This is a genomic window from Enterobacter cloacae complex sp. 372C4, from assembly GCF_050030615.1.
Classification (GTDB): Bacteria; Pseudomonadota; Gammaproteobacteria; order Enterobacterales; family Enterobacteriaceae; genus Enterobacter; species Enterobacter intestinihominis.
On sequence record NZ_JBLGUQ010000001.1, the window covers coordinates 1,557,670 to 1,584,383 of the forward strand.

26 protein-coding genes are annotated in these 26,714 nt (G+C 57.4%); 4 read left to right on the forward strand and 22 right to left on the reverse strand.

The features are described 5' to 3' along the window. Positions 1-117: 117 nt before the first annotated feature. Positions 118-1,221 (reverse strand): aspartate-semialdehyde dehydrogenase, encoded by a 1,104-nt coding sequence (asd, locus tag ACQG11_RS07525; protein ID WP_022649649.1) that lies wholly within the window; start codon positions 1,219-1,221, stop codon positions 118-120. Between the two features lie 178 nt (positions 1,222-1,399). On the opposite strand from asd, the gene yhgN reads away from it, so the two are divergent. After that, positions 1,400-1,993 carry an NAAT family transporter YhgN gene (yhgN, locus tag ACQG11_RS07530; RefSeq protein WP_003861574.1) on the forward strand — a complete coding sequence of 198 codons (594 nt, stop codon included), beginning with the start codon at positions 1,400-1,402 and terminating at the stop codon, positions 1,991-1,993. A 105-nt stretch (positions 1,994-2,098) separates the two neighbouring features. Here the strand turns inward: yhgN and gntU are convergent, their stop codons facing one another. The 5 genes from gntU to ACQG11_RS07555 form a co-directional block, all read right to left on the reverse strand. Then, positions 2,099-3,439 carry a gluconate transporter gene (gene gntU / locus ACQG11_RS07535; RefSeq protein ID WP_017693851.1) on the reverse strand — a complete coding sequence of 447 codons (1,341 nt, stop codon included), beginning with the start codon at positions 3,437-3,439 and terminating at the stop codon, positions 2,099-2,101. A 3-nt stretch (positions 3,440-3,442) separates the two neighbouring features. Further along, the gene (gene gntK, locus ACQG11_RS07540; protein ID WP_003861569.1) at positions 3,443-3,970 is read right to left on the reverse strand and encodes a gluconokinase; all 528 of its coding nucleotides are present in this window, start codon (positions 3,968-3,970) and stop codon (positions 3,443-3,445) included. Positions 3,971-4,096: 126 nt separating this feature from the next. Beyond that, positions 4,097-5,092: a gluconate operon transcriptional repressor GntR gene (gene gntR, locus ACQG11_RS07545; RefSeq protein WP_003861567.1), complete on the reverse strand. Its 996-nt coding sequence runs from the start codon at positions 5,090-5,092 to the stop codon at positions 4,097-4,099. Between the two features lie 91 nt (positions 5,093-5,183). Then, positions 5,184-5,879 (reverse strand): pirin family protein, encoded by a 696-nt coding sequence (locus ACQG11_RS07550; protein WP_003861565.1) that lies wholly within the window; start codon positions 5,877-5,879, stop codon positions 5,184-5,186. Positions 5,880-6,002: 123 nt separating this feature from the next. Further along, complete coding sequence (locus ACQG11_RS07555) at positions 6,003-7,040, reverse strand: oxidoreductase (protein WP_426728279.1); 1,038 nt, start codon at positions 7,038-7,040, stop codon at positions 6,003-6,005. Positions 7,041-7,297: 257 nt separating this feature from the next. On the opposite strand from ACQG11_RS07555, the gene yhhY reads away from it, so the two are divergent. Beyond that, positions 7,298-7,786 (forward strand): N-acetyltransferase, encoded by a 489-nt coding sequence (gene yhhY, locus ACQG11_RS07560; protein ID WP_023298796.1) that lies wholly within the window; start codon positions 7,298-7,300, stop codon positions 7,784-7,786. 100 nt (positions 7,787-7,886) lie between these two features. Here yhhY and ggt read toward each other — a convergent pair whose 3' ends face one another. Next, positions 7,887-9,632 (reverse strand): gamma-glutamyltransferase, encoded by a 1,746-nt coding sequence (gene ggt / locus ACQG11_RS07565; protein ID WP_426728280.1) that lies wholly within the window; start codon positions 9,630-9,632, stop codon positions 7,887-7,889. A gap of 122 nt (positions 9,633-9,754) precedes the next feature. On the opposite strand from ggt, the gene ACQG11_RS07570 reads away from it, so the two are divergent. Further along, on the forward strand, positions 9,755-10,126 hold the full coding sequence (locus ACQG11_RS07570) for a DUF2756 family protein (RefSeq protein ID WP_069597024.1): 372 nt from the start codon (positions 9,755-9,757) through the stop codon (positions 10,124-10,126). Here the strand turns inward: ACQG11_RS07570 and ugpQ are convergent. From ugpQ to livK, 10 genes are all read right to left on the reverse strand, one after another. Then, positions 10,116-10,856: a glycerophosphodiester phosphodiesterase gene (gene ugpQ, locus ACQG11_RS07575; protein ID WP_063163687.1), complete on the reverse strand. Its 741-nt coding sequence runs from the start codon at positions 10,854-10,856 to the stop codon at positions 10,116-10,118. The two genes, ACQG11_RS07570 and ugpQ, sit on opposite strands and share 11 nt — an antisense overlap. Next, positions 10,853-11,923, reverse strand: a complete 1,071-nt coding sequence (locus tag ACQG11_RS07580) for a sn-glycerol-3-phosphate import ATP-binding protein UgpC (protein WP_022649656.1) — start codon at positions 11,921-11,923, stop codon at positions 10,853-10,855. Before ACQG11_RS07580 ends, ugpQ begins: the two co-directional genes overlap by 4 nt. 1 nt (position 11,924) lies before the next feature. After that, positions 11,925-12,770, reverse strand: a complete 846-nt coding sequence (gene ugpE / locus ACQG11_RS07585) for a sn-glycerol-3-phosphate ABC transporter permease UgpE (protein WP_023298800.1) — start codon at positions 12,768-12,770, stop codon at positions 11,925-11,927. After that, the gene (gene ugpA, locus ACQG11_RS07590; RefSeq protein ID WP_022649658.1) at positions 12,767-13,654 is read right to left on the reverse strand and encodes a sn-glycerol-3-phosphate ABC transporter permease UgpA; all 888 of its coding nucleotides are present in this window, start codon (positions 13,652-13,654) and stop codon (positions 12,767-12,769) included. Before ugpA ends, ugpE begins: the two co-directional genes overlap by 4 nt. A 129-nt stretch (positions 13,655-13,783) precedes the next feature. Next, positions 13,784-15,100: a sn-glycerol-3-phosphate ABC transporter substrate-binding protein UgpB gene (ugpB, locus tag ACQG11_RS07595; RefSeq protein ID WP_022649659.1), complete on the reverse strand. Its 1,317-nt coding sequence runs from the start codon at positions 15,098-15,100 to the stop codon at positions 13,784-13,786. Positions 15,101-15,346: 246 nt separating this feature from the next. Next, positions 15,347-16,060 (reverse strand): high-affinity branched-chain amino acid ABC transporter ATP-binding protein LivF, encoded by a 714-nt coding sequence (gene livF, locus ACQG11_RS07600; RefSeq protein WP_023298801.1) that lies wholly within the window; start codon positions 16,058-16,060, stop codon positions 15,347-15,349. A gap of 1 nt (position 16,061) precedes the next feature. After that, positions 16,062-16,829, reverse strand: coding sequence for a high-affinity branched-chain amino acid ABC transporter ATP-binding protein LivG (gene livG, locus ACQG11_RS07605; protein ID WP_022649661.1), 768 nt, complete (start codon positions 16,827-16,829; stop codon positions 16,062-16,064). After that, a complete protein-coding gene (locus ACQG11_RS07610) occupies positions 16,826-18,103 on the reverse strand; it encodes a high-affinity branched-chain amino acid ABC transporter permease LivM (RefSeq protein WP_069597026.1) in 1,278 nt (425 codons plus the stop codon). The genes livG and ACQG11_RS07610 overlap by 4 nt, the downstream gene beginning before the upstream one ends. Then, positions 18,100-19,026, reverse strand: coding sequence for a high-affinity branched-chain amino acid ABC transporter permease LivH (gene livH / locus ACQG11_RS07615; protein WP_022649662.1), 927 nt, complete (start codon positions 19,024-19,026; stop codon positions 18,100-18,102). Before livH ends, ACQG11_RS07610 begins: the two co-directional genes overlap by 4 nt. 46 nt (positions 19,027-19,072) lie before the next feature. Continuing rightward, positions 19,073-20,182, reverse strand: a complete 1,110-nt coding sequence (gene livK / locus ACQG11_RS07620) for a high-affinity branched-chain amino acid ABC transporter substrate-binding protein LivK (protein ID WP_426728281.1) — start codon at positions 20,180-20,182, stop codon at positions 19,073-19,075. Positions 20,183-20,606: 424 nt separating this feature from the next. Between livK and panM the strand changes: the two genes are divergently transcribed. Next, positions 20,607-20,990, forward strand: coding sequence for an aspartate 1-decarboxylase autocleavage activator PanM (gene panM, locus ACQG11_RS07625; protein WP_022649664.1), 384 nt, complete (start codon positions 20,607-20,609; stop codon positions 20,988-20,990). A gap of 200 nt (positions 20,991-21,190) precedes the next feature. On the opposite strand, the gene livJ is transcribed toward panM, so the two are convergent. The 5 genes from livJ to ftsE all read right to left on the reverse strand — a co-directional run bounded on the left by livJ (position 21,191) and on the right by ftsE (position 26,712). Next, positions 21,191-22,291: a branched chain amino acid ABC transporter substrate-binding protein LivJ gene (gene livJ / locus ACQG11_RS07630; protein WP_015571474.1), complete on the reverse strand. Its 1,101-nt coding sequence runs from the start codon at positions 22,289-22,291 to the stop codon at positions 21,191-21,193. A 197-nt stretch (positions 22,292-22,488) separates the two neighbouring features. After that, on the reverse strand, positions 22,489-23,754 hold the full coding sequence (locus ACQG11_RS07635) for a 4-aminobutyrate--2-oxoglutarate transaminase (protein WP_032626831.1): 1,266 nt from the start codon (positions 23,752-23,754) through the stop codon (positions 22,489-22,491). A 136-nt stretch (positions 23,755-23,890) separates the two neighbouring features. Beyond that, positions 23,891-24,748 (reverse strand): RNA polymerase sigma factor RpoH, encoded by an 858-nt coding sequence (rpoH, locus tag ACQG11_RS07640; RefSeq protein ID WP_000159624.1) that lies wholly within the window; start codon positions 24,746-24,748, stop codon positions 23,891-23,893. Between the two features lie 250 nt (positions 24,749-24,998). After that, positions 24,999-26,054, reverse strand: a complete 1,056-nt coding sequence (gene ftsX / locus ACQG11_RS07645) for a permease-like cell division protein FtsX (RefSeq protein ID WP_022649667.1) — start codon at positions 26,052-26,054, stop codon at positions 24,999-25,001. After that, entirely contained in the window at positions 26,047-26,712 is a 666-nt protein-coding gene (gene ftsE / locus ACQG11_RS07650; protein ID WP_426728282.1) for a cell division ATP-binding protein FtsE, read from the reverse strand. The genes ftsX and ftsE overlap by 8 nt, the downstream gene beginning before the upstream one ends. Positions 26,713-26,714: the final 2 nt, after the last annotated feature.

A 26,714-nucleotide genomic window follows, 5' to 3' on the forward strand; every position in this document is an offset into this window, starting at 1 on the left:
CCTTAAAGCATAGCCAACGTCGTGGGCCCTCCTGATAAAAAATAAGACATCTGCGTTTTACTCCATGTAGTACGCAAAAAAAGGGGGTGACATTCACCCCCGGTGTTTAACAAATTATTACGCCAGCTGGCGCAGCATGCGGCGCAGCGGCTCGGCGGCACCCCACAGAAGCTGGTCGCCAACGGTGAACGCGGAGAGGTACTCCGGTCCCATGTTCAGCTTGCGCAGGCGGCCAACCGGGGTGGTCAGCGTGCCGGTAACGGCTGCCGGGGTCAGTTCGCGCATGGTGATATCGCGATCGTTTGGCACCACTTTCGCCCACGGGTTGTGCGCGGCCAGCAGCTCTTCCACGGTCGGAATAGACACATCTTTTTTCAGTTTAATGGTGAAAGCCTGGCTGTGGCAGCGCAGCGCGCCGATACGCACGCACAGACCGTCAACCGGAATGGTGTTCGCGGTGGCGAGAATTTTGTTGGTCTCAGCCTGGCCCTTCCACTCTTCGCGGGTCTGGCCGTTATCCAGCTGTTTGTCGATCCACGGGATCAGGCCGCCGGCCAGCGGTACGCCAAAGTTATCCACCGGCAATTCGCCACTGCGGGTGAGCTGAGTAACTTTACGCTCGATATCAAGGATCGCGGACGCCGGGTTTGCAAGCTCGGTCGCGACGCTCTGGTGCAGCTGGCCCATCTGGGTCAGCAGCTCGCGCATATGACGCGCGCCGCCGCCGGACGCCGCCTGGTAGGTCGCTACGGAGACCCACTCCACCAGATCCTGTGCGAACAGGCCGCCGAGGGACATCAGCATCAGGCTGACGGTGCAGTTACCGCCAACAAACGTTTTCACGCCGTTGTTCAGGCCGTCGGTGATGACATCCTGGTTAACCGGGTCGAGAATGATGATGGCATCGTCTTTCATACGCAGCGAAGAGGCCGCGTCAATCCAGTAGCCCTGCCAGCCGCTTTCACGCAGCTTCGGATAAATTTCGTTGGTATAATCGCCGCCCTGGCAGGTCACAATAATGTCGAGTGCCTTCAGCGCTTCCAGATCGTAAGCATCCTGCAACGTGCCTGTGGTACCACCAAAGGACGGTGCAGCCTGGCCGAGCTGGGAAGTGGAGAAGAAGACCGGGCGGATGGCGTCGAAATCGCGCTCTTCAACCATGCGTTGCATGAGTACAGAGCCGACCATACCGCGCCAGCCGATAAAACCAACGTTTTTCATAGCATTTTTTTCCTGCAAGGGGTGTGTGCTGATTGTGCAAGCCAGTATTGAACTGGGATATGCTTCACATTACAAAATGCTGCCAAAGTCGCAAGCGAAATTAATCGATGATTGCCCGGCAATCAGAAAAAGTGCTAATCATCGCAATGACCACAATAAGTATCAGGGATAATTTAAGATGAGTGAAATCATTTCCGCAGCGGTTTTATTGATCCTGATTATGGATCCGCTCGGTAATCTGCCGATTTTCATGTCGGTGCTGAAGCACACCGAGCCGAAGCGCCGTCGGGCGATCATGATCCGCGAGCTGCTCATCGCCCTGCTGGTGATGTTTATCTTCCTGTTCGCCGGTGAAAAAATCCTCGCTTTCCTGAACTTACGTGCCGAAACGGTCTCCATTTCCGGCGGGATCATTTTGTTCCTGATTGCCATAAAGATGATTTTCCCGAGCGCGGAAGGCAGCAGCAGCGGCCTGCCTGCGGGTGAAGAACCGTTTATCGTGCCGCTGGCGATTCCGCTGGTCGCCGGGCCAACGATTCTGGCGACGCTGATGCTGCTGTCGCATCAGTACCCGAATCAGATGAGCCACCTGGTCATTGCCCTGCTGATCGCCTGGGGCGGGACATTTATTATTCTGCTGCAGTCGTCGCTGTTCCTGCGCCTGCTGGGCGAGAAAGGGGTGAACGCCCTCGAGCGCCTGATGGGGCTGATTCTGGTGATGATGGCGACGCAGATGTTCCTGGATGGGATCCGGGCATGGATGAAAGGGTGAAGATGTAAAAAAGCCGGGTGGCGCTTACGCTTACCCGGCCTACGGGACCTGATTTTTTTGTAGGTCGGGTAAGGCGAAGCCGCCACCCGACAAAATACGGTCTCGTTAGCTCAGCAGCGTAAACGCAATCATCCCGACAACCGCACCCGTCGTGCCGAGGATGGTTTCCATCAGCGTCCAGGTTTTGAGGGTTTGCGCTTCGGTTGCGCCGGTAAATTTACCGAACAGCCAGAAGCCTGCGTCGTTCACGTGAGAAACCACAATCGAACCGCCCGCGATACAGATAGAGAGCGCCGCCATCTGCGCGCCGGAGTAGTTCAGCTGTTCAATCACCGGCATCACCAGCCCCACCGCGGTTAAGCACGCCACGGTCGCGGAGCCCTGAATGATACGCACCGCCGCGGCCAGCACGAAGCAGGTGACCGCAATCGGCAGGCCCATTCCGGTCAGCGCTTCGCCCAGCGCCGGACCCACACCGGAATCCACCAGCACCTGCTTGAACACGCCGCCCGCCCCGATCACCAGCAGAATAATACCCGCCGGTTGTAGCGCGGCACCGCATATCTCCATCACGCGATCTTTTGGCATGCCCTGACGCATCGCCAGCCCGTAAATCGCGACCAGACACGCCACCAGGATCGCAGTGAACGGATGGCCAATAAATTCGAACCATTCGTAAGCGGTTGACCCCACCGGCACAAAGCGGGCAGCGATGGTTTTCAGGCCCACCAGCACCAGCGGCAGCAGGATCAGCGACAGACTGAAGCCGAAGGACGGCATTTTGCCCTCGCCCAGGTGCGGCTCGGAGATGTCATCCGGAATGTGCAGCTCAACGTAACGGCTAATGAAGTTGCCCCACAGCGGACCGGCGATAATCATCCCCGGGATCGCCGCACACAGGCCAATCAGGATCATCCAGCCAAAGTCAGCATGCATCTGGGAAGCCAGCAGCATCGGCGCAGGCCCCGGCAGCAGAAACGCCGCTGCCGCCGCCACGCCCGCAAACAGCGGAATGACCAGCTTCACGAGGTTGGTACCGGTATGGCGTGCCATGGAGAACGCCACGCTAATCAGCAGCACCACCGCCACTTCAAAGAACAGCGGCAGCGCGCAAATCAGACCAGCCAGACCAATCGCGTAGTGCGCACGGCTGTGTCCGAAGGATTTCAGCATCTTGACGGCAATCTGATCGACCGCGCCCGTCTCGTGCAAAATCTTGCCAAACATCGCGCCGAGCGCGACTACGATGGCCAGGAAGCCGAGCGTGCCGCCCATCCCTTTTTCCATCGTCGCCGCAATTTTGTCGAGCGGCATTCCGGAAAAGAGACCGGCACCAATAGAAACCACCATCAAAGCAACGAAGGCGTGCATACGTGCCTTCATCACTAAAAACAGCAGCAGCAATACGGAACCCACTGCTGTCAAAACAAGCGTTAATGTACTCAAAACTTACTGCCTTTTATTAATAACCTCGATGGTGCTGGCAACAACACCTTCCAGCGGCTGATCGATATCAACCACTAAGACATCCTGTTCGTCAGCCCCAGGCTCCTGCAACGCTTCGAACTGCGTTACCAGCATCTGGGTTTTGAAGAAGTGGCCTTTACGCGCCTTCAGGCGGCTTTCAATTACCCCGAAATCGCCTTTCAGGTAGATGAAAGAGAGGTTCGGGTTGCCATCGCGCAGCAGGTCGCGATAGGTTTTTTTCAGCGCGGAACAGACTATCAGGGAGACTTTATTGGTGCGCTGCATCGCGAACGCGGCATCATTCAGCGCCTGCAACCAGGGTTTGCGGTCGTCGTCATTCAGCGGCTCGCCGGAAGCCATTTTCATGATGTTGCTGCGCGGATGGAGGAAGTCACCATCAAGAAACGCAGCCTGGAGTTGATGCGCCACTTCGCTCGCCACGGCAGATTTACCGCTACCGGACACGCCCATCAGGACGTAAACGTGGTGATCGTGATTAGTCGTGCTCAAAGGGTGTCCCTCAGTCAATTGTTACGGGTAACAGTTATCGGTAACATTGTCCTGCCGGGGCATAAGAGAAGCAATATCCAAACGTGCGCGAAGTGAATAAGTGTGAGCTACTTCAAATTTGTCGGATTAAATAGATCCACCCGGTGACAAGGTGAAACCTAAATCTAACATTTTAGGGGTAACTGCCTCACCACGAATGCGCGCCAGCAGGCGTTCTGCACCAATGCGGCCCATGCGTTCACGCGGGGTCAGGACGCTTGCCAGACGCGGCTCCATCACCTGGCCAATGTCGTGGCCGTGGAAGCCGGCAATCGCCATATCATCCGGGATTTTTAAACCCAGACGCTGACACTCAAACGCGGCGCCGACCGCAAGGTCATCGTTGGTACAGAAAATACCGTCCAGTTGCGGATACTCGCGTCGCGCCTGACGCATCAGCTCAATACCCGACGTATAAGAGGAAGATTGCTCCACCATCACGCTGTACGGGGTTAAACCGGCGTCGAGCATCGCCTGCTCGTATCCCTTCTGTTTGATGATAGTACGTTCATCCAGACGCGCACCCAGATAGGCCACATGGCGATGACCGCGGGCGATGATCGCCGCCGTCATCTGACGCGCCGCTTCAAAGTTATCGAACCCCACGGCGATGTCGAGGCACGGCGACTGGCTGTCCATCAGCTCCACCACCGGAATGCCTGCCACTTCAATCATTTTCAGCGTGCGCGGGGTGTGAGTACGTTCCGTTAAAATCAGGCCGTCAATGTTCCAGGAAAGCATCGATTCAAGACGTTCCTCTTCCAGTTCCGGCTTGTACCCATAGTGGGCGAGCATGGTCTGATAACCAAAGGCATCGGTCACGCTTTCGATGCCACGCAGCACTTCAGCGAAAACCTGGTTGGTTAAGGAAGGAAGCAGGACGCCCACCGCACGGCTGGTCGCATTGGAGAGAATATCGGGCGCGCGGTTGGGGATATAACCCAGTTCATCAAGGGCGGCGGCAATCTTGCCACGCAACGCCACGGAAACCTGCTCCGGGTTACGTAAAAAACGGCTGACCGTCATTTTGGTCACACCGACGCGATCGGCGACATCCTGAAGTACGGGGCGTTTCTTTTTCATCGTCCTGAGAAATCTTGAAGTGAGAGATTTGCTCAGTTTATCACGGACAAAGCTCAACCTTCCCCGTTTAAAGGGAAGGTTGAGAAATTATTTAGACCGGCGGCAGATCAAACAGCAGAATTTCACTTTCGCTGTCGGCATGCACGGAGAGCGCCTGCTCATCCCAGACTGCCAGGCCATCGGCGGTGGTGGCTTTGGTGCCGTTGATGGACACCTCGCCTTTCACCACCTGGATCCAGACGCGGCGGTTGGCGGCGATCTGGTGCACAGACTGTTCATCTTTCGCCAGCGCCCAGCGGTACAGCTCCATATCCTGATGCACTTTCAGGGAACCTTCACGCGCATCCGGGGAGAGCACCAGCTGTTTACCCTGTTTCGCATCGAAGCGGCGCTGTTCGTAGCGTGGCGTGATGCCGGTCTCTTCTGGAATGATCCAGATTTGATACAGGTGCAGTTTTTCCGTTTTGCTCGGGTTGTACTCAGAGTGACGCACCCCGGTCCCCGCGCTCATAATCTGGAACTCGCCCGCCGGAACCTGCTCTTTATTGCCCATGCTGTCCTGGTGCTCAACCGCCCCTTCCAGCACATAGGTCAGGATTTCCATGTCCTTGTGCGGGTGGGTACCGAAGCCCTGGCCTGCATCAATCACGTCGTCGTTAATGACGCGCAGCGCGGAGAAGCCCATGAAGTTCGGGTCGTAGTAGTCGGCAAACGAGAATGAATGCCATGAGTCCAGCCAGCCATGATTCGCGTGACCACGTTCGTTTGCTTTGCGTAAGTAGATCATTGTTTTCACCCTCAGTTCGTTTCGATGGAGTAAGTGTGGACGCAAACGCTCAGGGATCATAGAGGGTGAAAATTGACTCCTCTGTTCAAAAATTTAGAACAAGCGCAAAGGAGCCATTTTTGCTTATCTGGCGAGGGTTACCGTGGCAGGGGAAGCCTGTTCGAAGGCCCGTTCAAGGATTTCCAGGTTCGTCAGAACGTCAGATTCCTTGACGTAATTCGGCGTGCCGCTGGAGAGGGTTTCATACAGCGCATCGTAGACGCGTCCATAATCGCCCGTTTCCGGCTTCAGCTCTTCCCTGACCGTCAGGCCCTCGTCGTTCACGTACTCCAGCACGCCCACGGAATCATCTGCCGCAAAGCCCGGTTCGCCCGGCATGATGCTGGCCTTCAGGCTGGTCTCCTGCTGGTCAATGCCGTACTTGATAAAGGAGCCTTTCTTGCCGTGAACGATAAATTTCGGGTAGTCGATTTTCACCAGATGACTGGTTTTGACGATGGCTTTCAGGTCGCCGTAGAACAGCTGTGCTTCGAAGGTATCGTCCGGATTGGCCTTATTGCGCAGGCTGCGGATGTCATACGCCACGTGGTCCGGGCGGCCAAACAGGGAGATGATCTGGTCCATGGTGTGTACGCCCAGACCGTAGAACGACCCGTCCTGCGGCAGGCCGGGTTTGGTTTCTGCCACAGGGCGGTAGTAATCGAAGTGGCTTTCGATCTCCACAATATCGCCAAGCTTGCCGCTTTCGATTGCCTTTTTTGCCGTCAGGAAGCAGCTGTCAAAGCGACGGTTCTGGTACGGCGTGACGGTCAGCCCTTTGCTTTTCGCCAGCGCAAAGAGTTCCTTCGCTTCGGCGATGGTCGGGGTGAACGGTTTTTCCACCAGCACGTTTTTACCTGCTTCCAGCGCGCGTTTTGCGTAGTCAAAGTGGCTGTCGGCGTGGGTACAGACCACCACCAGCTTCACCTGCGGATCATTTAACACTTCATCAAGATCGCTGGTGAAATGAATATGGGAATACTGCGGAGACTGCTCTTCTGGCTTCGCGCGGCGCCGATAGATATGGGCCACGTGCCAGGTCTCTTTTCGGTTAAGAACATACGGAAGGTGGTAACGCGTGGTGCTTTTGCCAAATCCAATAAATGCACAATGTAGTGTCATGGCTCAGTCCTTTTGGAAGGTTACTGAGTCTAACCATAACAAAAAAAAAGCCAGCGAGAAGCTGGCTAAAGTAATACTGGAAGCAATGTGAGCAATGTCGTGCTTTCAGGTTCCCGTAGGAGGTCTTCCTGAATGCAGAGCAATAATAATCATTCTCATTCGCACTTGTCCAACACTTTTTGCAAAAAATAGCGATTGACTCAACTTTTAAAGTCACTGATGTTGGAAGGGACTTTTAACTGACTGAGGAACAAGGAATGAGTGAGATAGTGATACGCCACGCTGAACCGAAAGATTACGACGCCATTCGTCAGATCCACGCCCAGCCGGAGGTGTACCACAACACGCTACAGGTTCCTCATCCCTCAGAGCAGATGTGGCATGACCGGCTAACCGATCAGCCCGGTATCAAGCAGTTGGTCGCCTGTATTGATGATACCGTCGCCGGGCATCTATGCATTGCCGTAGCTCAGCGTCCGCGCCGCAGCCACGTCGCCGATTTTGGAATTTGTGTGGGTGCGCAGTGGCAAAACCGGGGCGTCGCCAGCGCGCTGATACGCACCATGATTGATATGTGCGATAACTGGCTGCGCGTCGACCGCATCGAGTTAACGGTGTTTGTCGATAACGCACCGGCAATCGCGGTGTACAAAAAGCACGGGTTTGAGATTGAAGGCACCGGCAGGCGCTACGCCCTGCGCAACGGCGAGTACGTGGACGCGTATTATATGGCGCGGATGAAGTAACCCCTCACCCCGACCCTCTCCCCGAAGGGGCGAGGGAGAAAAGACCGCACCGTGCAATCCCCTCTCCCCTATGGGGAGAGGGTTAGGGTCAGGGGAGCCCTCAATACCCCGCCGTTAAATCATCCACCGACCGCGGATCCGACGCGCCAAACAGTGCCCCGTCCGGCCCGGCCATAATGCTCTGGGTGCTGCCCATCGCCTCCTTCACCGCCACCTTCTGCCCGCGCTGCTCAAGCAGCTTGAGGGTATCCGGGCTAAAGCCCTTCTCCACGCGCAACTCGTCCGGCAGCCACTGGTGATGGAAACGCGGCGCATTGGTCGCTTCGGCGACGTTCATCCCAAAGTCGATGCTGTTCACCACCATTTGCAGCACGGTGGTGATAATCCGGCTCCCGCCCGGGCTGCCGGTCACCAGCCAGGTTTTGCCGTCTTTCACCACGATGGTGGGCGACATGGACGACAGCGGGCGCTTCTTCGGCCCGACCGCATTTGCATCGCCGCCGACCAGCCCGTAGACGTTCGGCACGCCCGGCTTGGCCGAGAAGTCATCCATCTCGTTGTTCAGCAAAATACCGCTGTTGCCCGCCACAATCCCGGTGCCGAAGGTGGTGTTGAGCGTGTATGTCACCGCCACCGCGTTTCCGTCTTTGTCCACGACCGAGAAGTGGGTGGTCTGGTTACTTTCATACGGCGCCAGCTTGCCCGGGCGGATCTCGCTGGACGGTTTAGCCTTGTTGATGTCGATCTCATCGGCAATCGATTTGGCATAGGCTTTGTTAGTCAGCGCCTGCCACGGCACCTTCACGAAATCCGGATCGCCAAGGTATTCCGAGCGATCCGCGTAGGCGCGCTTTTCTGCCTCCGCCATCACCTGCATGGCATCGGCACTACCGAAGCCGAACTTGTGCATATCGAAGTTTTCCAGAATATTGAGGATCTGCACAATGTGAATGCCCCCGGAGGACGGCGGCGGCATGGAGAAGACCTCGTAGCCGCGATAGGTGCCGCTAATCGGCTCGCGCTCCACCGCCTTATATTCCGCCAGATCCGCTTTGGTGATCAGCCCGCCGTTCTTCTGCATCTCGTCGGCAATTTGATCGGCAATCGGCCCCTTATAGAAGGCGTCCGGACCGTTTTCGGCAATCAGTTCGAGACTTTTTGCGAGGTTCTTCTGCACCAGCTTATCGCCCTTCTTCAGCGGCTCGCCGTCTTTCCAGAAGATAGCCTTGCTGTTTTCATGATTGGGAATAACTTCGCTGCCGTAGGTTTTGAGGTCGTCCGCCAGCGCGTCGTTGACGACGAAGCCGTCTCGCGCCAGCCTGATGGCAGGCTGCACCACTTTATTCAGCGGCAGCGTGCCGTATTTTTCCAGCGCCAGCGAGAACCCCGCAACGGTGCCCGGCGTGCCGGAGGCAAGGTGCGAGTTCAGGGATTTTTTACTGTCCGGATTGCCCTGATCGTCGAGGAACATATCGCGGGAGGCCTGATTCGGCGCCATCTCACGGAAGTCGATGGCCGTAGTTTTACCGTCTTTCGTGCGCAGCATCATAAACCCGCCGCCGCCCAGGTTCCCCGCCTGTGGATGCGTTACCGCCAGTGCGTACCCGACCGCGACCGCCGCATCCACCGCGTTACCGCCCTGTTTAAGAATATCGACGCCCACCTGAGTTGCCAGCGCGTCAACCGAGGCCACCATGCCATGCGTCGCCCGCACGGGATGAAAAACATCCTCCTCCACGCCGTAAGAGACCGGAGGAGCGGCGGGCGGATTGGCCGCCACGGTAAATGTGCCGCCTGCCATCAGCGCAGCGATGGCGACCCAGCGCAAAAAGGTTGGTTTCATCATTATTGTTCTCCAGGTGAAGGGGCCTATATTCCCCGCTTAAGCCTGGTTCACAACTCTTAAAAAATCATCGTTATGTCGGAATCAGGATAAACTTAAGAGAAGCCTCAAAGGAGGAGATAACCATGAAACGATTACCGATCCTGATCGCGCTGCTTCCGTTCGCCGCGCTCGCACAGCCGATAAACACGCTGAACAACCCGAACCAGCAGGGCTATGTCATTCCGAGCCAGCAGCGTATGCAGACGGAGATGATGAGCCAGCAACAGCAGCAGAAAGGGATGCTTAATCAGCAGTTAAAGACGCAGACCCAGGTGCAGCAGCAGCACCTGCAAAACCAGATGAACGCTAATACCCAGCGCGTGCAGCAGGGCCAGATGCGCGAGCAGCCGCTGTCAAACTCAAACGGTGGGATGTTAGGGGGCGGGATGTCGCAAAGCAGCGGTCAGCAGCATATGCTGCCGACCCAGCAGAACGGCAGTATGCTTAATAAATAAAGTTCGGCCCGATCTGGTCAATCGCATCGGTACAGATGCTGTCCACGCCCCAGCGCAGCAGCTCGGCTGCACGCTGGGGTTTGTTGACGGTGTAGACCAGGATATGCAGACCGGCCTCTTTCAACAGCGTCACGCGCGCTTCATCCAGCAGCTTATGGTTGAGGTGGATCGACACGCAAGCTAAGCGGGCAGTCAGCGCGCGCCAGTCTTCTCGCCACTCATCCAGCAGCAGCCCGCGCGGCAGCTCTGGTACGGCCGCCTGTGCCGCTTCCAGCGCGTCGATGTCAAACGACGACAGCAGCGGTACCGTCATCCCTTCCCACAGCTCACGCGCGGCCAGCGCGATGACTTTGCCCGTCAGCGGCCCGGTGCCGGTGGTCGGTTTGATTTCGATGTTAGCCATCATGCCGTGCTGTCGGCAGCGGTCCGCCACTTCCGCCAGTAGCGGCAATGGTTCGCCTTTGAATTCACCGCTGAACCAGCTTCCGGCGTCCACCTTCAGCAGATCGCGCCACGGCAGTTCGCCCGCCACGCCCCAGCCGTTGCTGGTGCGTTCAAGGTTGTCGTCATGCAGCAGGAAAATTTCGCCGTCCTTCGACAGCTTGGCGTCGAACTCGATCATCGTGTGGCCGTAGCGCGCGCCAGCGTCAATTGCCGCCAGGGTGTTTTCCGGCGCCAGTTTACCGCCGCCACGGTGGGCGACAATATGGGGGTAAGGCCAGTTGCTCATACTCGTTGTCCTGTTTCACCGTCAAATAAGTGCAGGTGATTTTCCGGCATATGCAGCCACAGCGTGCTGCCTGCCTTCGGGCGCTCCTGATGCGGCAGGCGCACCACCAGCTTTTGTTCGCCCCAGCGTCCGTGCGCCAGGTTGTCTGCGCCCAGCATCTCCAGCGTGTCCATCACCAGCGGCACGCCGCCGTCCGCCTGAGACGTCAAACCAATATGCTCCGGGCGGATACCGAGCGTCATCTTACGCCCGGCGTAGCCACGATAGTACCAGTTGATCGGCAACGCCATCCCGCTTTCCAGCTCAAAATGGGTTCCTGCAGCATTGATCCGCCCGTCCAGCAGGTTCATCGCCGGACTGCCGATAAAGCTCGCCACAAAACGGCTGGCCGGTTTTTCGTAGACTTCCACCGGGGTGCCAATCTGCTCGGCGATGCCTTTGTTCATCACCATCACGCGCTGGGCGAGAGTCATGGCCTCTACCTGATCGTGGGTCACGTAGAGGGACGTGGTTTTCAGGCGGCGATGCAGCTGCTGTAGCTCAAGGCGCATCTGCACGCGCAGCTTGGCGTCGAGGTTTGACAGCGGTTCGTCGAACAGAAAGACCGCCGGATCGCGCACGATGGCGCGCCCCATCGCCACGCGCTGACGCTGGCCGCCGGAAAGCTCACGCGGGCGACGCTTGAGCAGGCCGTCAAGCTCCAGAATGCGCGCGGCTTCTTTCACGCGCTCCTCGATATGGCCTTTGCCCATGCCGCGAATTTTCAGCCCCCAGGCCATGTTCTCTTCCACGCTCATGTGCGGATAGAGGGCGTAGTTCTGGAACACCATCGCGATGCCGCGATCTTTGGGTTCCATCTCGGTAACGCGCTGGCGGTCAATCCAGATATCCCCGGACGTCACGCGTTCCAGCCCCGCCACCATGCGCAGCAGCGTGGATTTCCCACAGCCGGACGGGCCGACCATGACGATAAATTCCCCGTCCGCCACGTCGAGCGTCAGCGGCTGAATGACCTGGGTTTTGCCGTCCCAGCTTTTGGTTACTGCCTGTAATTTTAAACCTGCCATCTTATTTCTCACTGTCCACTAAACCACGCACAAACGCACGCTGCATGGCTAAAACGATAACGACCGGGGGGATAAGGGTGAGCAGCATCGCCGCCATTACCTGGTTCCAGAGGGTGGTGCCTTCGCCGGTGGCGATCATGCCTTTGATGCCTGCCACGGCGGTGCCGAGGTTGACGTCCTGAACGATCAGCAGCGGCCACAGGTACTGGTTCCAGCCGTAGATAAAGGTGATCACAAACAGCGCCGCAAGGTTGGTTTTCGACAGCGGCAGCACGATGTCGCGGAAGAAGCGCATCGGCGAGGCGCCGTCAATACGCGCGGCTTCAATCAGCTCATCCGGCAGGGTCATAAAGAACTGGCGGAACAGGAAGGTGGCGGTCGCCGAAGCCATCAGCGGCAGGGTTAAGCCCGCGTAGCTGTCGAGCATCTTCAGGTTGGCGATCACCTCCACCGTCGGGAAGATACGCACCTCCACCGGCAGCATCAGAGTGATAAAAATCATCCAGAAAAACAGGTTACGCAGCGGAAAGCGGAACCAGACGATGGCGAAGGCCGAAAGCATCGACACCGTGATTTTGCCGACGGTGATGCCGAACGCCATGATGAAACTGTTGAGCATCATCAGCCAGAACGGCGCGCTGTTGGCCCCCACGCCCTGGGTCCAGATAGTTTTCATGTTCTCGAAAAGATGCCCGCCGGGGACGAGCGTCATCGGCGTGTCGAACACCGCTTTGGTGTCCAGCGTGGCGGCGACGAAGGCCACGTACAGTGGAAACAGGATGACGAGGATGCCCAGGATCAGCAGGGTATGGCTGAAAATCGTCAGCCCGCGACGGTTCTCAATCATTGGTAGCGCACCTTACTTTCAACATAGCGGAACTGCACCACCGTCAGGATGATGACGAGGAACATCAGCACCACGGACTGGGCGGCAGAGGCAGAGAGATCAAGCCCGGCAAAGCCTTCGCGGTAGATCTTGTAGATCAGCGTCGTCGTCGCCTGTACCGGACCGCCCGCAGTGGCGGCGTCGATCACCGGGAAGGTGTCGAAGAAGGCGTACACCAGGTTGACCACCAGCAGGAAGAAACTCACCGGGGCGATCAGCGGCAGCGACAGTTTGAAGAAGCGACGAACGGGCCCTGCGCCGTCAATCGCGGCGGCCTCCACCAGCGAACGCGGGATAGACTGTAGCGCGGCGAAGAAAAACAGGAAGTTATAGCTGATCTGCTTCCACACCGAGGCGAACACCACCAGGAACATCGCCTGACCGCTGTTCTGGGCGTGGTTCCAGTCGTAGCCAAACTCGCCCAGGAAGTGGGTAATCAGCCCGCGCCCCGGGTTAAACAGGAAGATCCACAGCACGGCGGCCACGGCGGGAGCCACAGCGTAAGGCAGCAGCATCAGGGTCTGATACAGACGGCTGCCGCGCACTACGTAATCCACCAGCGCGGCGAAGAACAGCGACGCGACAAGACCGCTGACGGTGACCAGCGCGCTGAATTTGATCGTCGTCCAGAAGGAGTCCAGGTAGTAGCTGTCATGGAACAGCGCGGTAAAGTTGTCCAGCCCGACAAACTGGCTGGAAAGCCCGAACGGATCGACGCTTTGTACCGAGTACCACAGCGCTTCGCCCGCAGGCCAGATAAAGAAGATAACGGTGATGACCAGCTGCGGCGCAACCAGCAGGTACGGCAGCCAGCGGGAACGGAACACCGGACGGGATGAGGACATAGGTTAGCTCAAGTAGGTTTTCGCCCCTCACCCCGGCCCTCTCCCCATAGGGGCGAGGGAGAAAAGACGGCTCCGTGCAGTCCCCTCTCCCCTATGGGGAGAGGGTTAGGGTGAGGGGTAAGATTTTAATTAAGACTTCGTCGACTGCTCAAAGCGGCGTAACAGTTGGTTGCCGCGCTCTACCGCTGAATCCAGCGCCTGCTGAGGCGTTTTCTTCCCGGTCCAGACGCTTTCCAGCTCTTCATCAACGATGGTGCGGATCTGTGGCATGTTGCCCAGACGCAGGCCTTTGGTGAACGGCAACGGCGGCTTGTTCAGCATCTGACGCGTCGCGATGTCCGCGCCCGGGTTCTTGCTGTAGAAGCCCTGCTCCCGGGTCAGGTCGTACGCGGCTTTGGTGATCGGCAGGTAGCCGGTCTTCTGGTGCCACTCGGCGGCGTTTTCCGGCTTCGCCAGGAAGTCGAGGAACTCGGCCACGCCTTTGTAGGTGCCGTTGTCTTTACCCTGCATCACCCACAGGCTCGCCCCGCCGATGATGGCGTTCTGCGGCGCGCCTTTTACATCAGCGTCGTACGGCATCATGCCCACGCCGTAGTTGAATTTGGCGTAGTGACGGATGTCCGCCAGCGAACCGGAAGACGCGGTAGTAATGGCGCAGTCACCGTTGTAGAACTTCTCGGTGGATTCGTCTTTGCGCCCGAAATAGCTGAAGTCGCCCTTCTTGTTCAGATCGGCCAGCAGCGCGATGTGCTTCACCTGCTCCGGCTTGTTAAATTCCAGAACCGCGTCGGTGCCATCGAAGCCGTTGTTTTTGGTGGCAACCGGCAGGCCGTGCCAGGCGCTGAAGTTTTCAATCTGGATCCAGCCCTGCCAGCCGCTGGCGTAGCCGCACTTCATCCCCGCCGCTTTCAGCTTCGCGGTGTACTCCGCCAGATCCTGCCAGGTTTTTGGCGGCTGTTCCGGATCTAAACCGGCTTTTTTGAAGGCATCTTTGTTGTAGTACAGCACCGGCGTGGAGCTGTTAAACGGTTGGGACAGCAGGTGGCCGGTTTTGGAATCGGTGTAGTAACCGGAGACGGTCGGCACAAACTGGGATTCGTCAAAGTTGATGCCCGCGTCTTTGAACACTTCATAGACCGGCTTGATGGCTTTGGAGGCCATCATGGTCGCGGTGCCGACTTCATAAACCTGTAACAGGGCTGGCGCGTTGCCGGTACGGAAGGCGGCGATGCCCGCGCTCAGGCTCTGCTCGTAGTTACCTTTGTACACCGGCACAATTTTGTAATCCGGGTGGGTGTCGTTGAAACGTTGCGCCAGGGAGTCAACCTCTTTACCCAACTCCCCTTCCATAGAATGCCAGAACGGAATGGTGGTCACAGCCATTGCGTTCGTCGCAAAAGCCAGACCGATTGCCAGACCCAAAGCTGTGTGTCGTAACGATGTCATTGTCATCTCTCTTATTATGCCGGATGCGCGATATCACGCGTTTTGTGCTCGCGAGGTAACATGACATGCTCGAATGACAGAAAAATAACTGTTTGTTTACAGATAGGTGACAGCCAGGCGTCAGAGGGATGATGGTTGTGTGAAGGGGTTAATATGAAAAAAAGCCGGGTGGCGGCTTCGCCTTACCCGGCCTACATGGTATCCGTAGGCCCGGTAAGCGCAGCGCCACCGGGCGATACAGACGGCTTAGCCGCCCAAATACGCGCTCCGCACCGCTTCGTTCGCCAGCAGCGCATCGCCGGTATCGGAGAGCACCACGCGGCCGTTCTCCAGCACGTAGCCACGGTCAGCGAGCTTCAGCGCCTGGTTGGCGTTCTGCTCGACGAGGAAGATGGTCATCCCCTCTTTGCGCAACTGCTCGATGGTGTCGAAAATCTGCTGAATGATGATAGGCGCCAGCCCGAGCGACGGTTCATCCAGCAGCAGCAGACGCGGCTGGCTCATCAGCGCGCGGCCAATCGCCAGCATCTGTTGCTCCCCGCCGGACATGGTGCCCGCGCGCTGAATTCGCCGCTCCCACAGGCGCGGGAAGAGTTCGTATACCCATTTGATGCGGGTCTGGTATTCATCCCGGTGGGCGAAGAAACCGCCCATCGCCAGGTTCTCTTCGACCGTCATGCGCGAGAACACGCGACGCCCTTCCGGGACGATCGCTACCGCTTCACGCATAATTTTAGCCGTCTGCCAGTCGGTAATATCTTTGCCGTCAAACACAATCCGCCCGCTGGTGGCGCGCGGATCGCCGCACAGGGTGCCGAGCAGCGTGGTTTTCCCCGCGCCGTTGGCGCCAATCAGGGTGACGATTTCGCCCTGATTGATATGCAGGCTGACGTCGTGCAGCGCCTGGATCTTGCCGTAGTGCGCATTGACCTTGTCGAACGTTAACATCGCTTTTTCCATCTTATGCCTCACCAAGGTATGCGCGGATCACGTCCGGGTTGCTGCGGATCTCTTCCGGCGTGCCGTTCGCCAGCGGCGTGCCCTGGTTAACCACGTAGATACGGTCCGAAATGCCCATCACCAGCTTCATGTCATGCTCAATCAGCAGGATGGTGGTGTCGTGATGATCGCGAAGCTCGGCAATCAGCTCGTCCAGCTCTTTGGTCTCTTTCGGGTTAAGGCCCGCCGCCGGTTCGTCGAGCATCAGGATCTCCGGCTGGGTCACCATGCAGCGCACGATCTCAAGGCGACGCTGGTCACCGTAGGCGAGGTTGCTCGCCTGACGGTTGGCGTGCTGGAGCAGGCCGATACGGTCGAGCCAGGTGGCGGCGCGATCGAGCGCCTCCTCCTGCGCGCGGCGGAAGGCCGGGGTTTTCAGCAGGCCGGAAAAGAGGCCGGTTTTGAGTTGCTGATGTTGCGCCACCAGCAGGTTCTCAATCACCGTCATCTCCCGGAACAGACGCACGTGCTGGAAGGTACGCACCACGCCCATGCGGGCAATCTGCTGGCCCGGTAGCCCTTCGAGGTGCTGGTCGCGCAGCATGATGGTGCCACCTGTCGGCTTGTAAAAACCGGTCAGGCAGTTGAATACTGTGGTTTTCCCTGCGCCGTTCGGGCCAATCAGGGAGACAATCTCTTTCTTATGCAGATCCAGATTCACGTTGTTGACCGCCAGCAGGCCACCAAAACGCATCATCAGACCGTTAACGGATAATAATGGCTGACTCATGCCTGCTCTCCTTTCGCTTCCGCGCTCTTAAGCTTCAGCTGTGGACGCGTCATCGGCAGCAGGCCCTGCGGACGCCAGATCATCATCAGCACCATCAAGCCACCCAGCATCAGCATGCTGTATTCGTTAAAGTCGCGCATCAGCTCGCGCGAGACCACCAGCAGGATGGCCGCGAGGATCACGGCGAACTGGGAACCCATCCCGCCGAGCACCACAATCGCCAGCACGAAGGCCGATTCGGCAAAGGTGAACGATTCCGGGCTGACGAAGCCCTGACGCGCGGCAAACAGCGTTCCGGCGAAACCGGCAAACGCGGCGCTGATGGTAAACGCGGTCAGCTTGATACGGGTCGGATTCAGGCCCAGGGAACGGCAGGCGATCTCATCCTCACGCAGCGCTTCCCATGCGCGGCCCAGCGGCATGCGCAGCAGACGGTTGATCACAAACAGGGTAATCACCACCAGCAGCAGCGCCACCAGGTAGAGCCAGATCACGCGGTCGGACGGGTCGTATTTGATGCCAAAGAAGTTGCTGAAGGTATCCCAGCCGCCTTCGCGGGCGGTACGGCTGAACTCCAGGCCGAAGAAGGTCGGTTTCGGGATCTGGCTGATGCCGTTCGGACCGCCGGTCACTTCGGTATTGTTGAGCAGCAGGATACGGACGATTTCGCCGAAGCCTAAGGTCACAATCGCCAGGTAGTCACCGCGCAGGCGCAGCACCGGGAAGCCGAGCAGGAAGCCCGCGGCGGCAGAGACCAGCCCCGCCAGCGGCAAACAGGTCCAGAAGCCGAGGCCGTAATAATGGTTCAGCAGCGCGAAGGTGTACGCGCCGATGGCGTAGAACCCGCCGTAGCCCAGCACCAGCAGGCCAGACAGCCCCACCACCACGTTCAGACCTAGCCCCAGAATCACGTAGATCATGGTCAGGGTGGCAATATCCACCGTCCCGCGCGATACCATAAACGGCCACGCCACGGCAGCCACCAGCAGCGCCACAAGGAACAGCTTCTGCTTCACGGTTGTACCGTCGATCGCCGGCAGGACGAATTTCGGCCCGGAGACGTTCTTCAGCGTCTTCTGGAACAGCGGACGCAGCAGCTGGAACAGGAACACCACGGCGGTGCCGATAAACACCCACTGCCAGCGAATATCAGCGGCGGTGTCGACCACCAGCTTCGTGCCGTCCAGCCCTAACTGGACGCCCATAAAGACGCCCGCCAGGACGAAGAACATGGCGGCAGAAAGCAGCGCCATCGCAAAATGCATCGGTTTCATACTTTCTCTACCTCCGGACGGCCCAGAATACCGGTAGGCATCACCAGCAGAACCAGAATCAGCAGGGCAAACGACACCACATCTTTATATTCGGTGCTCAGGTACGCCGAGGAGAGCGCTTCGGCCACGCCCAAAATCAGGCCGCCAATCATCGCGCCCGGAATGCTGCCGATACCGCCCAGTACCGCGGCGGTGAAGGCTTTCATCCCGGCCATAAAGCCGATGTACGGGTTGATTACGCCGTAGAACTGGCCGAGCAACACGCCCGCCACCGCCGCCATCGCTGCACCGATCACGAAGGTCAGGGCAATCACGCGGTCGGTGTTGATCCCGAGCAAGCTCGCCATCTTCAGGTCTTCCGCGCAGGCGCGGCAGGCGCGTCCCATGCGGGAGTAGCGGATGAAAACGGTCAGGGCCAGCATCGCCAGGAAGGTCACAATCCAGATAACCAGCTGCATGGTGGTGACAGAGGCAGAGAAGTTTTCGCTGGCCCCCACAATCCACTGGCCGTTAAACAGGCTTGGAAGCGCCACGTCACGCGAACCTTCTGTCAGGCTGACGTAGTTTTGCAGGAAGATGGACATACCGATGGCGGAGATCAGCGCAATAAGGCGCTTGGAGCTGCGCACCGGCCGGTAGGCCACCCGTTCGATGCTCCAGCCGTAGGCGCTGGCAATCACAATCGCGCCGACAAACCCGGCGGCCACCAGCAACCAGCTGCTGTCGATGCCCATCATCATCAACGCGGCGATGATCATAAAGGAGACGTAGCTACCGATCATGTACACCTCGCCGTGGGCGAAGTTGATCATGCCGATAATGCCGTAAACCATCGTGTAGCCGATGGCGATCAGCGCGTAGGTGCTTCCCAGCGTGACGCCGTTAAACATCTGCTGCAAAAAGTAGAGAAACTGCTCGGACATATGCAAACCTTTTTATATCCGCCCGGTAAACCGGGCGGTGGGATTATTATTTGGCGACCGAGGACGAACCGTCGGCGTGCCACTTAAAGACACCAAATTCAAATCCCTTCAGATCGCCTTTCTCATCCCAGTTCAGCGGCCCAATCACGGTGTTCGCCCCGTGTGCTTTTAAATCTTTCACCAGATCCAGCGGCTCTTTGCTGCCGGTGCGATCCATGGCCGTGGCCAGCGACTGCACGGCCGCGTAGGTGATCCAGACGTATGGGCCACTCGGATCTTTCTTCTGTGCCTTGAGCGCATCCACGATAGCTTTATTCGCCGGATCCTGGTCATAGCGTTTTGGCATCGTCACCAGCATGCCTTCGGCAGAATCGCCCGCGATGTTCGACAGGGAGGCATTACCGACGCCCTCAGGCCCCATAAACTGGGTTTTCAGACCGGTGGCGCGCGCCTGGCGCAACATCTGCCCCATTTCCGGGTAGTAGCCGCCGTAGTAAACGAAGTCGATATTCTCTTTTTGCAGGCGGGCGATCAGCGCGGAGAAGTCTTTCTCACCGGCGGTAATGCCGTCGAAGAAGACGATATTCGCCCCGCCTTTTTTTAGGCCGTCCTGTACAGAGCGCGCCAGGCCTTCACCGTACTGCTGTTTGTCATGAATGATGGCAATGCGCTGTGGCTTAACGGTCTCGAGGATGTATTTGGCGGCGGTTGGCCCCTGCGAGGAGTCCAGACCGGCGGTACGCATAATGTGCTGGTAACCGCGCTGGGTCAGTTCCGGGTTGGTGGCGCCCGGGGTGATCATCAGGATGCCTTCGTCTTCGTAGATATCAGACGCAGGCTGCGTGGAGGAGGAACACAGGTGCCCGATGACGTACTGGATACCGTCGTTAATGATTTTGTTGGCGACCGCGACGGCCTGTTTTGGATCGCAGGCGTCGTCATACTCCACGCCCACCAGCTTGTCGCCTTTGATGCCGCCTTTAGCATTGATATCTTTGATGGCCTGACGCGCGCCGTTGAACTCCATATCGCCCCACTGGGCAACGGGGCCGGACATCGCACCCACTACCGCAACTTTAATGTCGTCTGCCATAGCGGCATGCGAGATCGACAGTGCGACCATCCCCGCGATTAACGTCTTCGCGTTCCTTTTCATCTCAGAATCCCCATTCGTGAAGTGATGTATATATTTTGTTTTATTATGGTTAAAAAGCATTCTGTACTTTTAATGAACAACGCTATTTTTACCAGTGCCTTTAATGGTTTAGCGCAGGTTTTTAACAAAAACCAGACTAATATCTCTATTTTTCAGGCGATTAAGCAAAGATAATATTCTGAAATCAGACGGAGATAAACAAATAAAAGCGCAGTTTGCAGCATAAAATAACGGTACAAAGCGCCGAATAAATCACTACCATTCAGGTTAAAATTCTGCTTATTTTTCGATCCATGTGTTTTCAAACTGCCCATCGCGTTGCCAAAAAACTAATCACCTGGTAAATGGGAAGAAAAAGAGAAAGTGCCTGAGCAATTAAATTGAGTACACTGGCCGTACTCTTTTTGATTTGGACAAGCAGCTAATGAAACTGACTATCGTGCGTCTGGTGACCTTTAGCGACCAGGATCATATCGACCTGGGCAAGATCTGGCCGGAATATTCTTCTTCATCGCTGGCCGTCGATGAGAACCACCGCATCTATGCCGCGCGCTTTAACGAGCGCCTGCTGGCCGCCGTCCGCGTAACGCTGAGCGGCACGGAAGGGGCGCTGGACTCCCTGCGCGTGCGCGACGTGACCCGTCGTCGCGGGGTCGGGCAGTATTTGATTGAAGAGGTGATCCGCGAAAACCCGAGCGTGACCTCCTGGTGGATGGCCGACGTGGGCGTAGAGGATCGCGGCGTAATGGCGGCGTTTATGCAGGCGTTAGGGTTTACGGCGCAGGCGAACGGGTGGGAGAAGCGCTAAAAGAAAGCCGGGTGGCGGCTGCGCCTTACCCGGCCTACATTCATTATCTGCCGCATTTTCCCAGGCTGATTGTAGGCCCGGTAAGCGAAGCGCCACCGGGCAAAAGCGGGGCTCTGCGGCCTGATGCCCTCACCCCGGCCCTCTCCCACGGGGAGAGGGAGAAAACATTAAAAAAGGCAACTTACGTTGCCTTTTTGCTTTTATTTGGCGTCTGTCGCCGTGCCGTTGGCATGCCAGTCAAACACGCCGAACTCGAAGCCCTTCAGGTCGCCCTTCTCATCCCAGGACAGCGGCCCCATCACGGTTTCCACCGAGTTCGCTTTCAGCCAGGTGGCAATCTCCGCCGGATCGGCTGACTGGTTCAGGCCCGCTTGCAGAGACTGCAACGCTGCGTAAGTGGTCCAGACGAACGCACCGCTTGGATCCTGTTTCTTCGCCTTGATGGCATCTACAACAGGTTTGTTCGCAGGCACCTGGTCGTAGTTTTTCGGTTTGGTCACCAGCAGCCCTTCAGCAGACTCACCCGCGATGTTAGACAGGGAAACGTTCGCCACGCCTTCTGGCCCCATGAACTGTGTCTTCAGACCCGCCGCACGCGCCTGACGCAGGATCTGCCCCATTTCCGGGTGGTAGCCGCCGTAATAAACGAAGTCGATATTCTCTTTCTTCAGACGCGCTACCAGAGTCGAGAAGTCTTTCTCACCGGCGGTGATACCGTCAAAGAACACCACGTTGGCATTCGCTTTTTTCAGGTTATCCTGCACCGCACGGGCCAGGCCTTCGCCGTACTGCTGTTTGTCATGAACAATCGCGATGCGCTGCGGCTTCACTTTTTCAACAATGTATTTCGCGGCGGTTGGCCCCTGATCGGAGTCCAGACCGGTGGTACGCAGGATCAGCTTATAGCCGCGCGCGGTCAGCTCTGGTGCCGTCGCAGCCGGCGTGATCATCAGAATGCCTTCGTCTTCGTAGATGTCAGACGCGGGCTGGGTGGAAGAGGAGCACAGGTGACCGATAACGTATTTGATCCCGTCATTTACCACTTTGTTCGCCACCGCGACCGCCTGTTTCGGGTCACAGGCATCGTCATATTTTACGATTTGCAGCTTTTCGCCCTTGATGCCGCCCTTAGCATTAATGTCTGCAACCGCCTGTTCCGCGCCCGTAAATTCCTGGTCGCCGTACTGTGCTACCGGACCGGACATCGCGCCCACCACGGCCACTTTAATATCGGCCTGCGCCATAGTGCTGAATGCCAACGCGATACATCCTGCCAGTAACGCTTTACCCTTCATGTTCATCCTGAGATTCCCCATTATTATGGTTATAACGATTGTTGTGATGTTGTTGTGTAGCGCTTTATTTCAATTATAGGCGTGCTGTTCGCGCTTTTTCAGCATACTCTGCTAAAACATACCCCATTTTTATGATTTTGGAATAGCTAATTTGAAATGAAAATATGATAAGCCCGACTGTCATTTGAGCCGGGCTTTTGGCTTTATCGTGTCAGCGAGGCGGAAATAATATCCAGCGCTTTACGGAACTGCGCTTCGGGGATGGTGAGCGGGTAGAGGAAGCGGATAACGTTGCCGTAGACGCCGCAACTCAAAAGCAGCAGCCCTTCGTTCAACGCGCGCTCCTGAACCTGACGGGTAAATTCCGGCGACGGCTGTCCGGTTTGCGGATCGGTAAATTCCACCGCCACCATCGAGCCCTGTCCACGGATATCGGCGATCCAGGGACAGCCATCCTTCGCTTTATTCAGCACCTCGACAAGATGATGGCCGAGATGAGACGCGCGCGTGCAGAGATCTTCCTCGTCAATCACGTCCAGCACCGCATGGGCCGCCGCAATCGCCAGCGGGTTACCCGCGTAGGTGCCGCCCAGTCCGCCCGGAGCGGGCGCGTCCATCACCTCTGCCCGGCCAGAGACGGCAGAGAGCGGCATTCCGCCCGCCAGGCTTTTCGCCATGGTGATCAGATCGGGCTTCACGCAGTGGTTTTCCATGGAGAATAGCTTGCCGGTACGGGCGAAGCCGGTTTGCACTTCGTCGGCAATCAGTAAAATCCCGTGGGTATCGCACAGGGCACGCAGCGCCTGCATAAAATCAGCGGGCGCGACGTTGAATCCGCCCTCGCCCTGAACCGGTTCAATAATGATTGCCGCCACCTGATCGGGCGCGATATCGGCTTTGAAGATGCGCTCCAGGCTTTTTAACGCTTCGGCGGTACTGACGCCGTGCAGGTTGTTGGGGAATTGCGCGTGGTACACCGAGCCGGGGAATGGGCCGAAGCCGAGCTTATAGGGCGCCACTTTGCCGGTCAGCGCCATGGTCATAAAGGTACGGCCGTGGAACGCGCCGCCGAAGGTGATAAGGCCGGGACGTCTGGTGTACGCGCGGGCAATTTTCACCGCGTTTTCGACCGCTTCTGCACCGGTTGAGAAAAAGGCGGTTTTGGCTGGCCCCTCTATGGGTACGCGCTGGTTGATGCGCTCGGCAAGCGCCACATAACCTTCATAGGGGACGATCTGGTAAGCGGTATGGGTAAAGGCATGAAGCTGTTTTTCGATGGCGGCGATAACTTTTGGATGGCGATGCCCGGTATTCAGCACGGCGATCCCGGCGGCAAAATCAATATACTCGTTACCTTCTACGTCCCACACCGTGGCGTTTTCGGCTTTATCGGCATAGAAGTTACACATGACGCCGATACCGCGCGGCGTTGCCTGTAAACGCCGGTCGTTCAGTTCGTTATTTTTCACCCTGTCACCCTCTGAATGTCGCCTGCTTAGCGCATCAGTAAGTGTTTGCCAGGGGGAAGAAATTCGCCAGAGCGGGCGCTAAAAAAACAAAACCCCCAGACTCTCATCCAGGGGTTCTCGGTGTACTTCGAGGAAATTACGCTTCGATAGCGGCGCGAAGTTTTTTCATGGCGTTCTTCTCAAGCTGACGCACACGTTCAGCGGAGACGCCGTAGCGGTCGGCCAGTTCCTGCAACGTGGACTTGTTATCTTCGTCCAGCCAGCGGGCACGGATGATATCCTGGCTACGCTCGTCGAGGCCTTCCATCGCGAAGGTCAGCTTGTTTGCCGCCTGGTCTTCCCAGTTATCCTCTTCAATGCCGTCAGCAAAGTTAGAGGTTTTATCCTGCAGATACAGGACCGGGGCCATCGGCTGGCTGTCGGAGGCATCGTCGTCGGCAGACATATCAAACGTCATGTCCTGCGCGGCCATACGGGATTCCATCTCGCGGACGTCTTTGCTGGAAACGCCCAGCTCGCGCGCCACCATTTCCACTTCATCCTGATTGAACCAGCCCAGACGCTGCTTGGTTTTACGCAGGTTGAAGAACAGTTTGCGCTGCGCTTTCGTCGTGGCGACTTTCACAATACGCCAGTTACGCAGGACGTATTCGTGAATTTCCGCTTTGATCCAGTGCACGGCGAAGGAGACGAGTCGCACACCCACTTCCGGGTTGAAGCGACGTACCGCCTTCATCAGGCCAATGTTACCTTCCTGAATCAGGTCCGCCTGCGGCAGGCCGTAGCCCGCATAATTACGAGCAACGTGAACAACAAAGCGCAGGTGAGACAGGATCAGCGTTTTAGCTGCTTCCAGATCGCCCTGGTAATGCAGCTTTTCAGCAAGCTCCTTTTCTTCCTCAGCCGTTAACATCGGCCAGGTGTTCGCAGCCCGGATGTAAGATTCCAGGTTACCAACAGGGGCTAAAGCTAAAGTTTGCATTTCTTTGGTCATTCATTCCTCTCAATGTTTCTTCTGGTCCAGGTTGTCCCCGTCAGGCAACAACCATGCCAAAGCGTTTGAGCAACGAGATTAGCATTCACTCTTTTATCAGACAGTGATTTTATCCACAAGTTCCAGGTGCAACAGTGAATAAATTACGCACAAAATGTGACATGAAGTTGATTACAGGGGAAGAGACAACAGGGACGCTTTCCCTGCAAGCGAACATCTCGGTGCAGGGAAAGATTATATCACGCTTTTATTAGTCGGGAGTAAAGTGGCGTAAATGTTGAACCGTTGCCAGCCATGCCGCCACCCAGCCGATCATGGAGCAGACCAGCAGCAACAGCAGGCACTCATCGAACCCTAAGCCACTGATATCAAACTTCGTTCCGAAAACCTGCGCCACCTCGGTGACGGCAGACGACAGCCGCATCACCAAAATTTCTGACAAAATCAATGAAAGAAATGCACCAGAAAAACCTAATAACGCGCCGCCATAGAGGAACGGGCGGAGGATGAAACCATCCGTTGCGCCAATCAGTTTCTGCACGTTGATGGTATCGCGACGGGCGAAGATGCTCAGGCGCACGCTGTTACCGATGACGAGGAACACCGCCGCCACCATCAGCACGCCGATCATCGCCGATACGCGCCCCACCAGCCCGGTCAGGGCGGCAAGGCGGGCAAACCAGCTGTCGTCCATGCGCACTTCATCAATCCCATTGATGCGGGTAATGCGGTCGCGCAGGGTGTTGAGCGAATCGGTGCCCTGGAAATCGAGCTTCGGGATCACCACCGCCACGGCGGGCAGCGGGTTCTCTTCCAGCATATCCAGCGCGCCGCCGAACCCGGACCAGTTGCGAAACTCGCCCAGCGCTTCATCGCGGGAAAGATAGTTCACCTTCTCCACGCCCTGCTCGGCCTGAATCTGCCCCACTACCTGAGCCGCCGCGTTATCGTCGAGGGCTTTATCCAGATAAACGGTAATCTGCGGCGACGGATAGTACTGGGACGCCGCCTGGTTCACGTTTTTGTAAACCATGTAGCAGACGCTGGGCAGCGTCAGGGAGATGGCAATCACCATCACCGTCAGGAACGTCGCCAGCGGTTTGCTTTTTAGATCCTGCAACGCGCCCTGGAAGGCGTAGCGCACCTGTTCGTTGAAGACGTTGGTTTTACGGGAGTTCGGTTTCGGTGTCGCTTTGGCACGCTTAGGCGCATGGCGATTGCCGTCCCCGCCGCCCTGAGGCTTGCGGAAACGGTCAAACCGGTTGCTGAACTGCCGAATCTGGTTCATTGCATCACGCTTATTCACCGTGGCCTCCGTGCAAATGCCCGTCGCTCAGGGTCAGCATGCGGTACGAACGGCGTGAGATAAGCCCCATGTCGTGCGTCGCCATCAGTACCGTGACCCCCACGCGGTTAAATTCCTCAAACAGACGCAGGATCCCTTCAGAGAGGGCATCGTCCAGGTTACCGGTCGGTTCATCCGCCAGCAAGACGGCAGGCTTGTTCACCACCGCACGGGCGATGCCCACGCGCTGCTGCTCACCGCCGGAGAGCTGGATCGGGAAGTTCTTCGCTTTGTCCAGCAGCCCGACCTTATCCAGCGCCGCCGAAACGCGACGGCGGATATCATCGTAACTGGCCCCGGCAATAATCAGCGGGATCGCGACGTTATCGAAAACCGTGCGATCCATCAGCAGGTGGTGATCCTGGAAAATCATGCCAATCTGACGACGCAGGAACGGCACTTCACGGTTCTTAAGACGGCTAATTTCATGGCCGCTGAACCAGATTTTCCCGGCACTTGGCCGCTCGATCCCACAGATCAGCTTGAGCAGGGTACTTTTCCCCGCGCCGGAATGGCCGGTCAGGAATGCCATCTCGCCTGGCTGGAGGTGGAATGTTACCCCCTGCAGCGCTTGTCTCCCGCCGAGATAGGCCTTGCTGACGTGTTCAGAGCGAATCATTG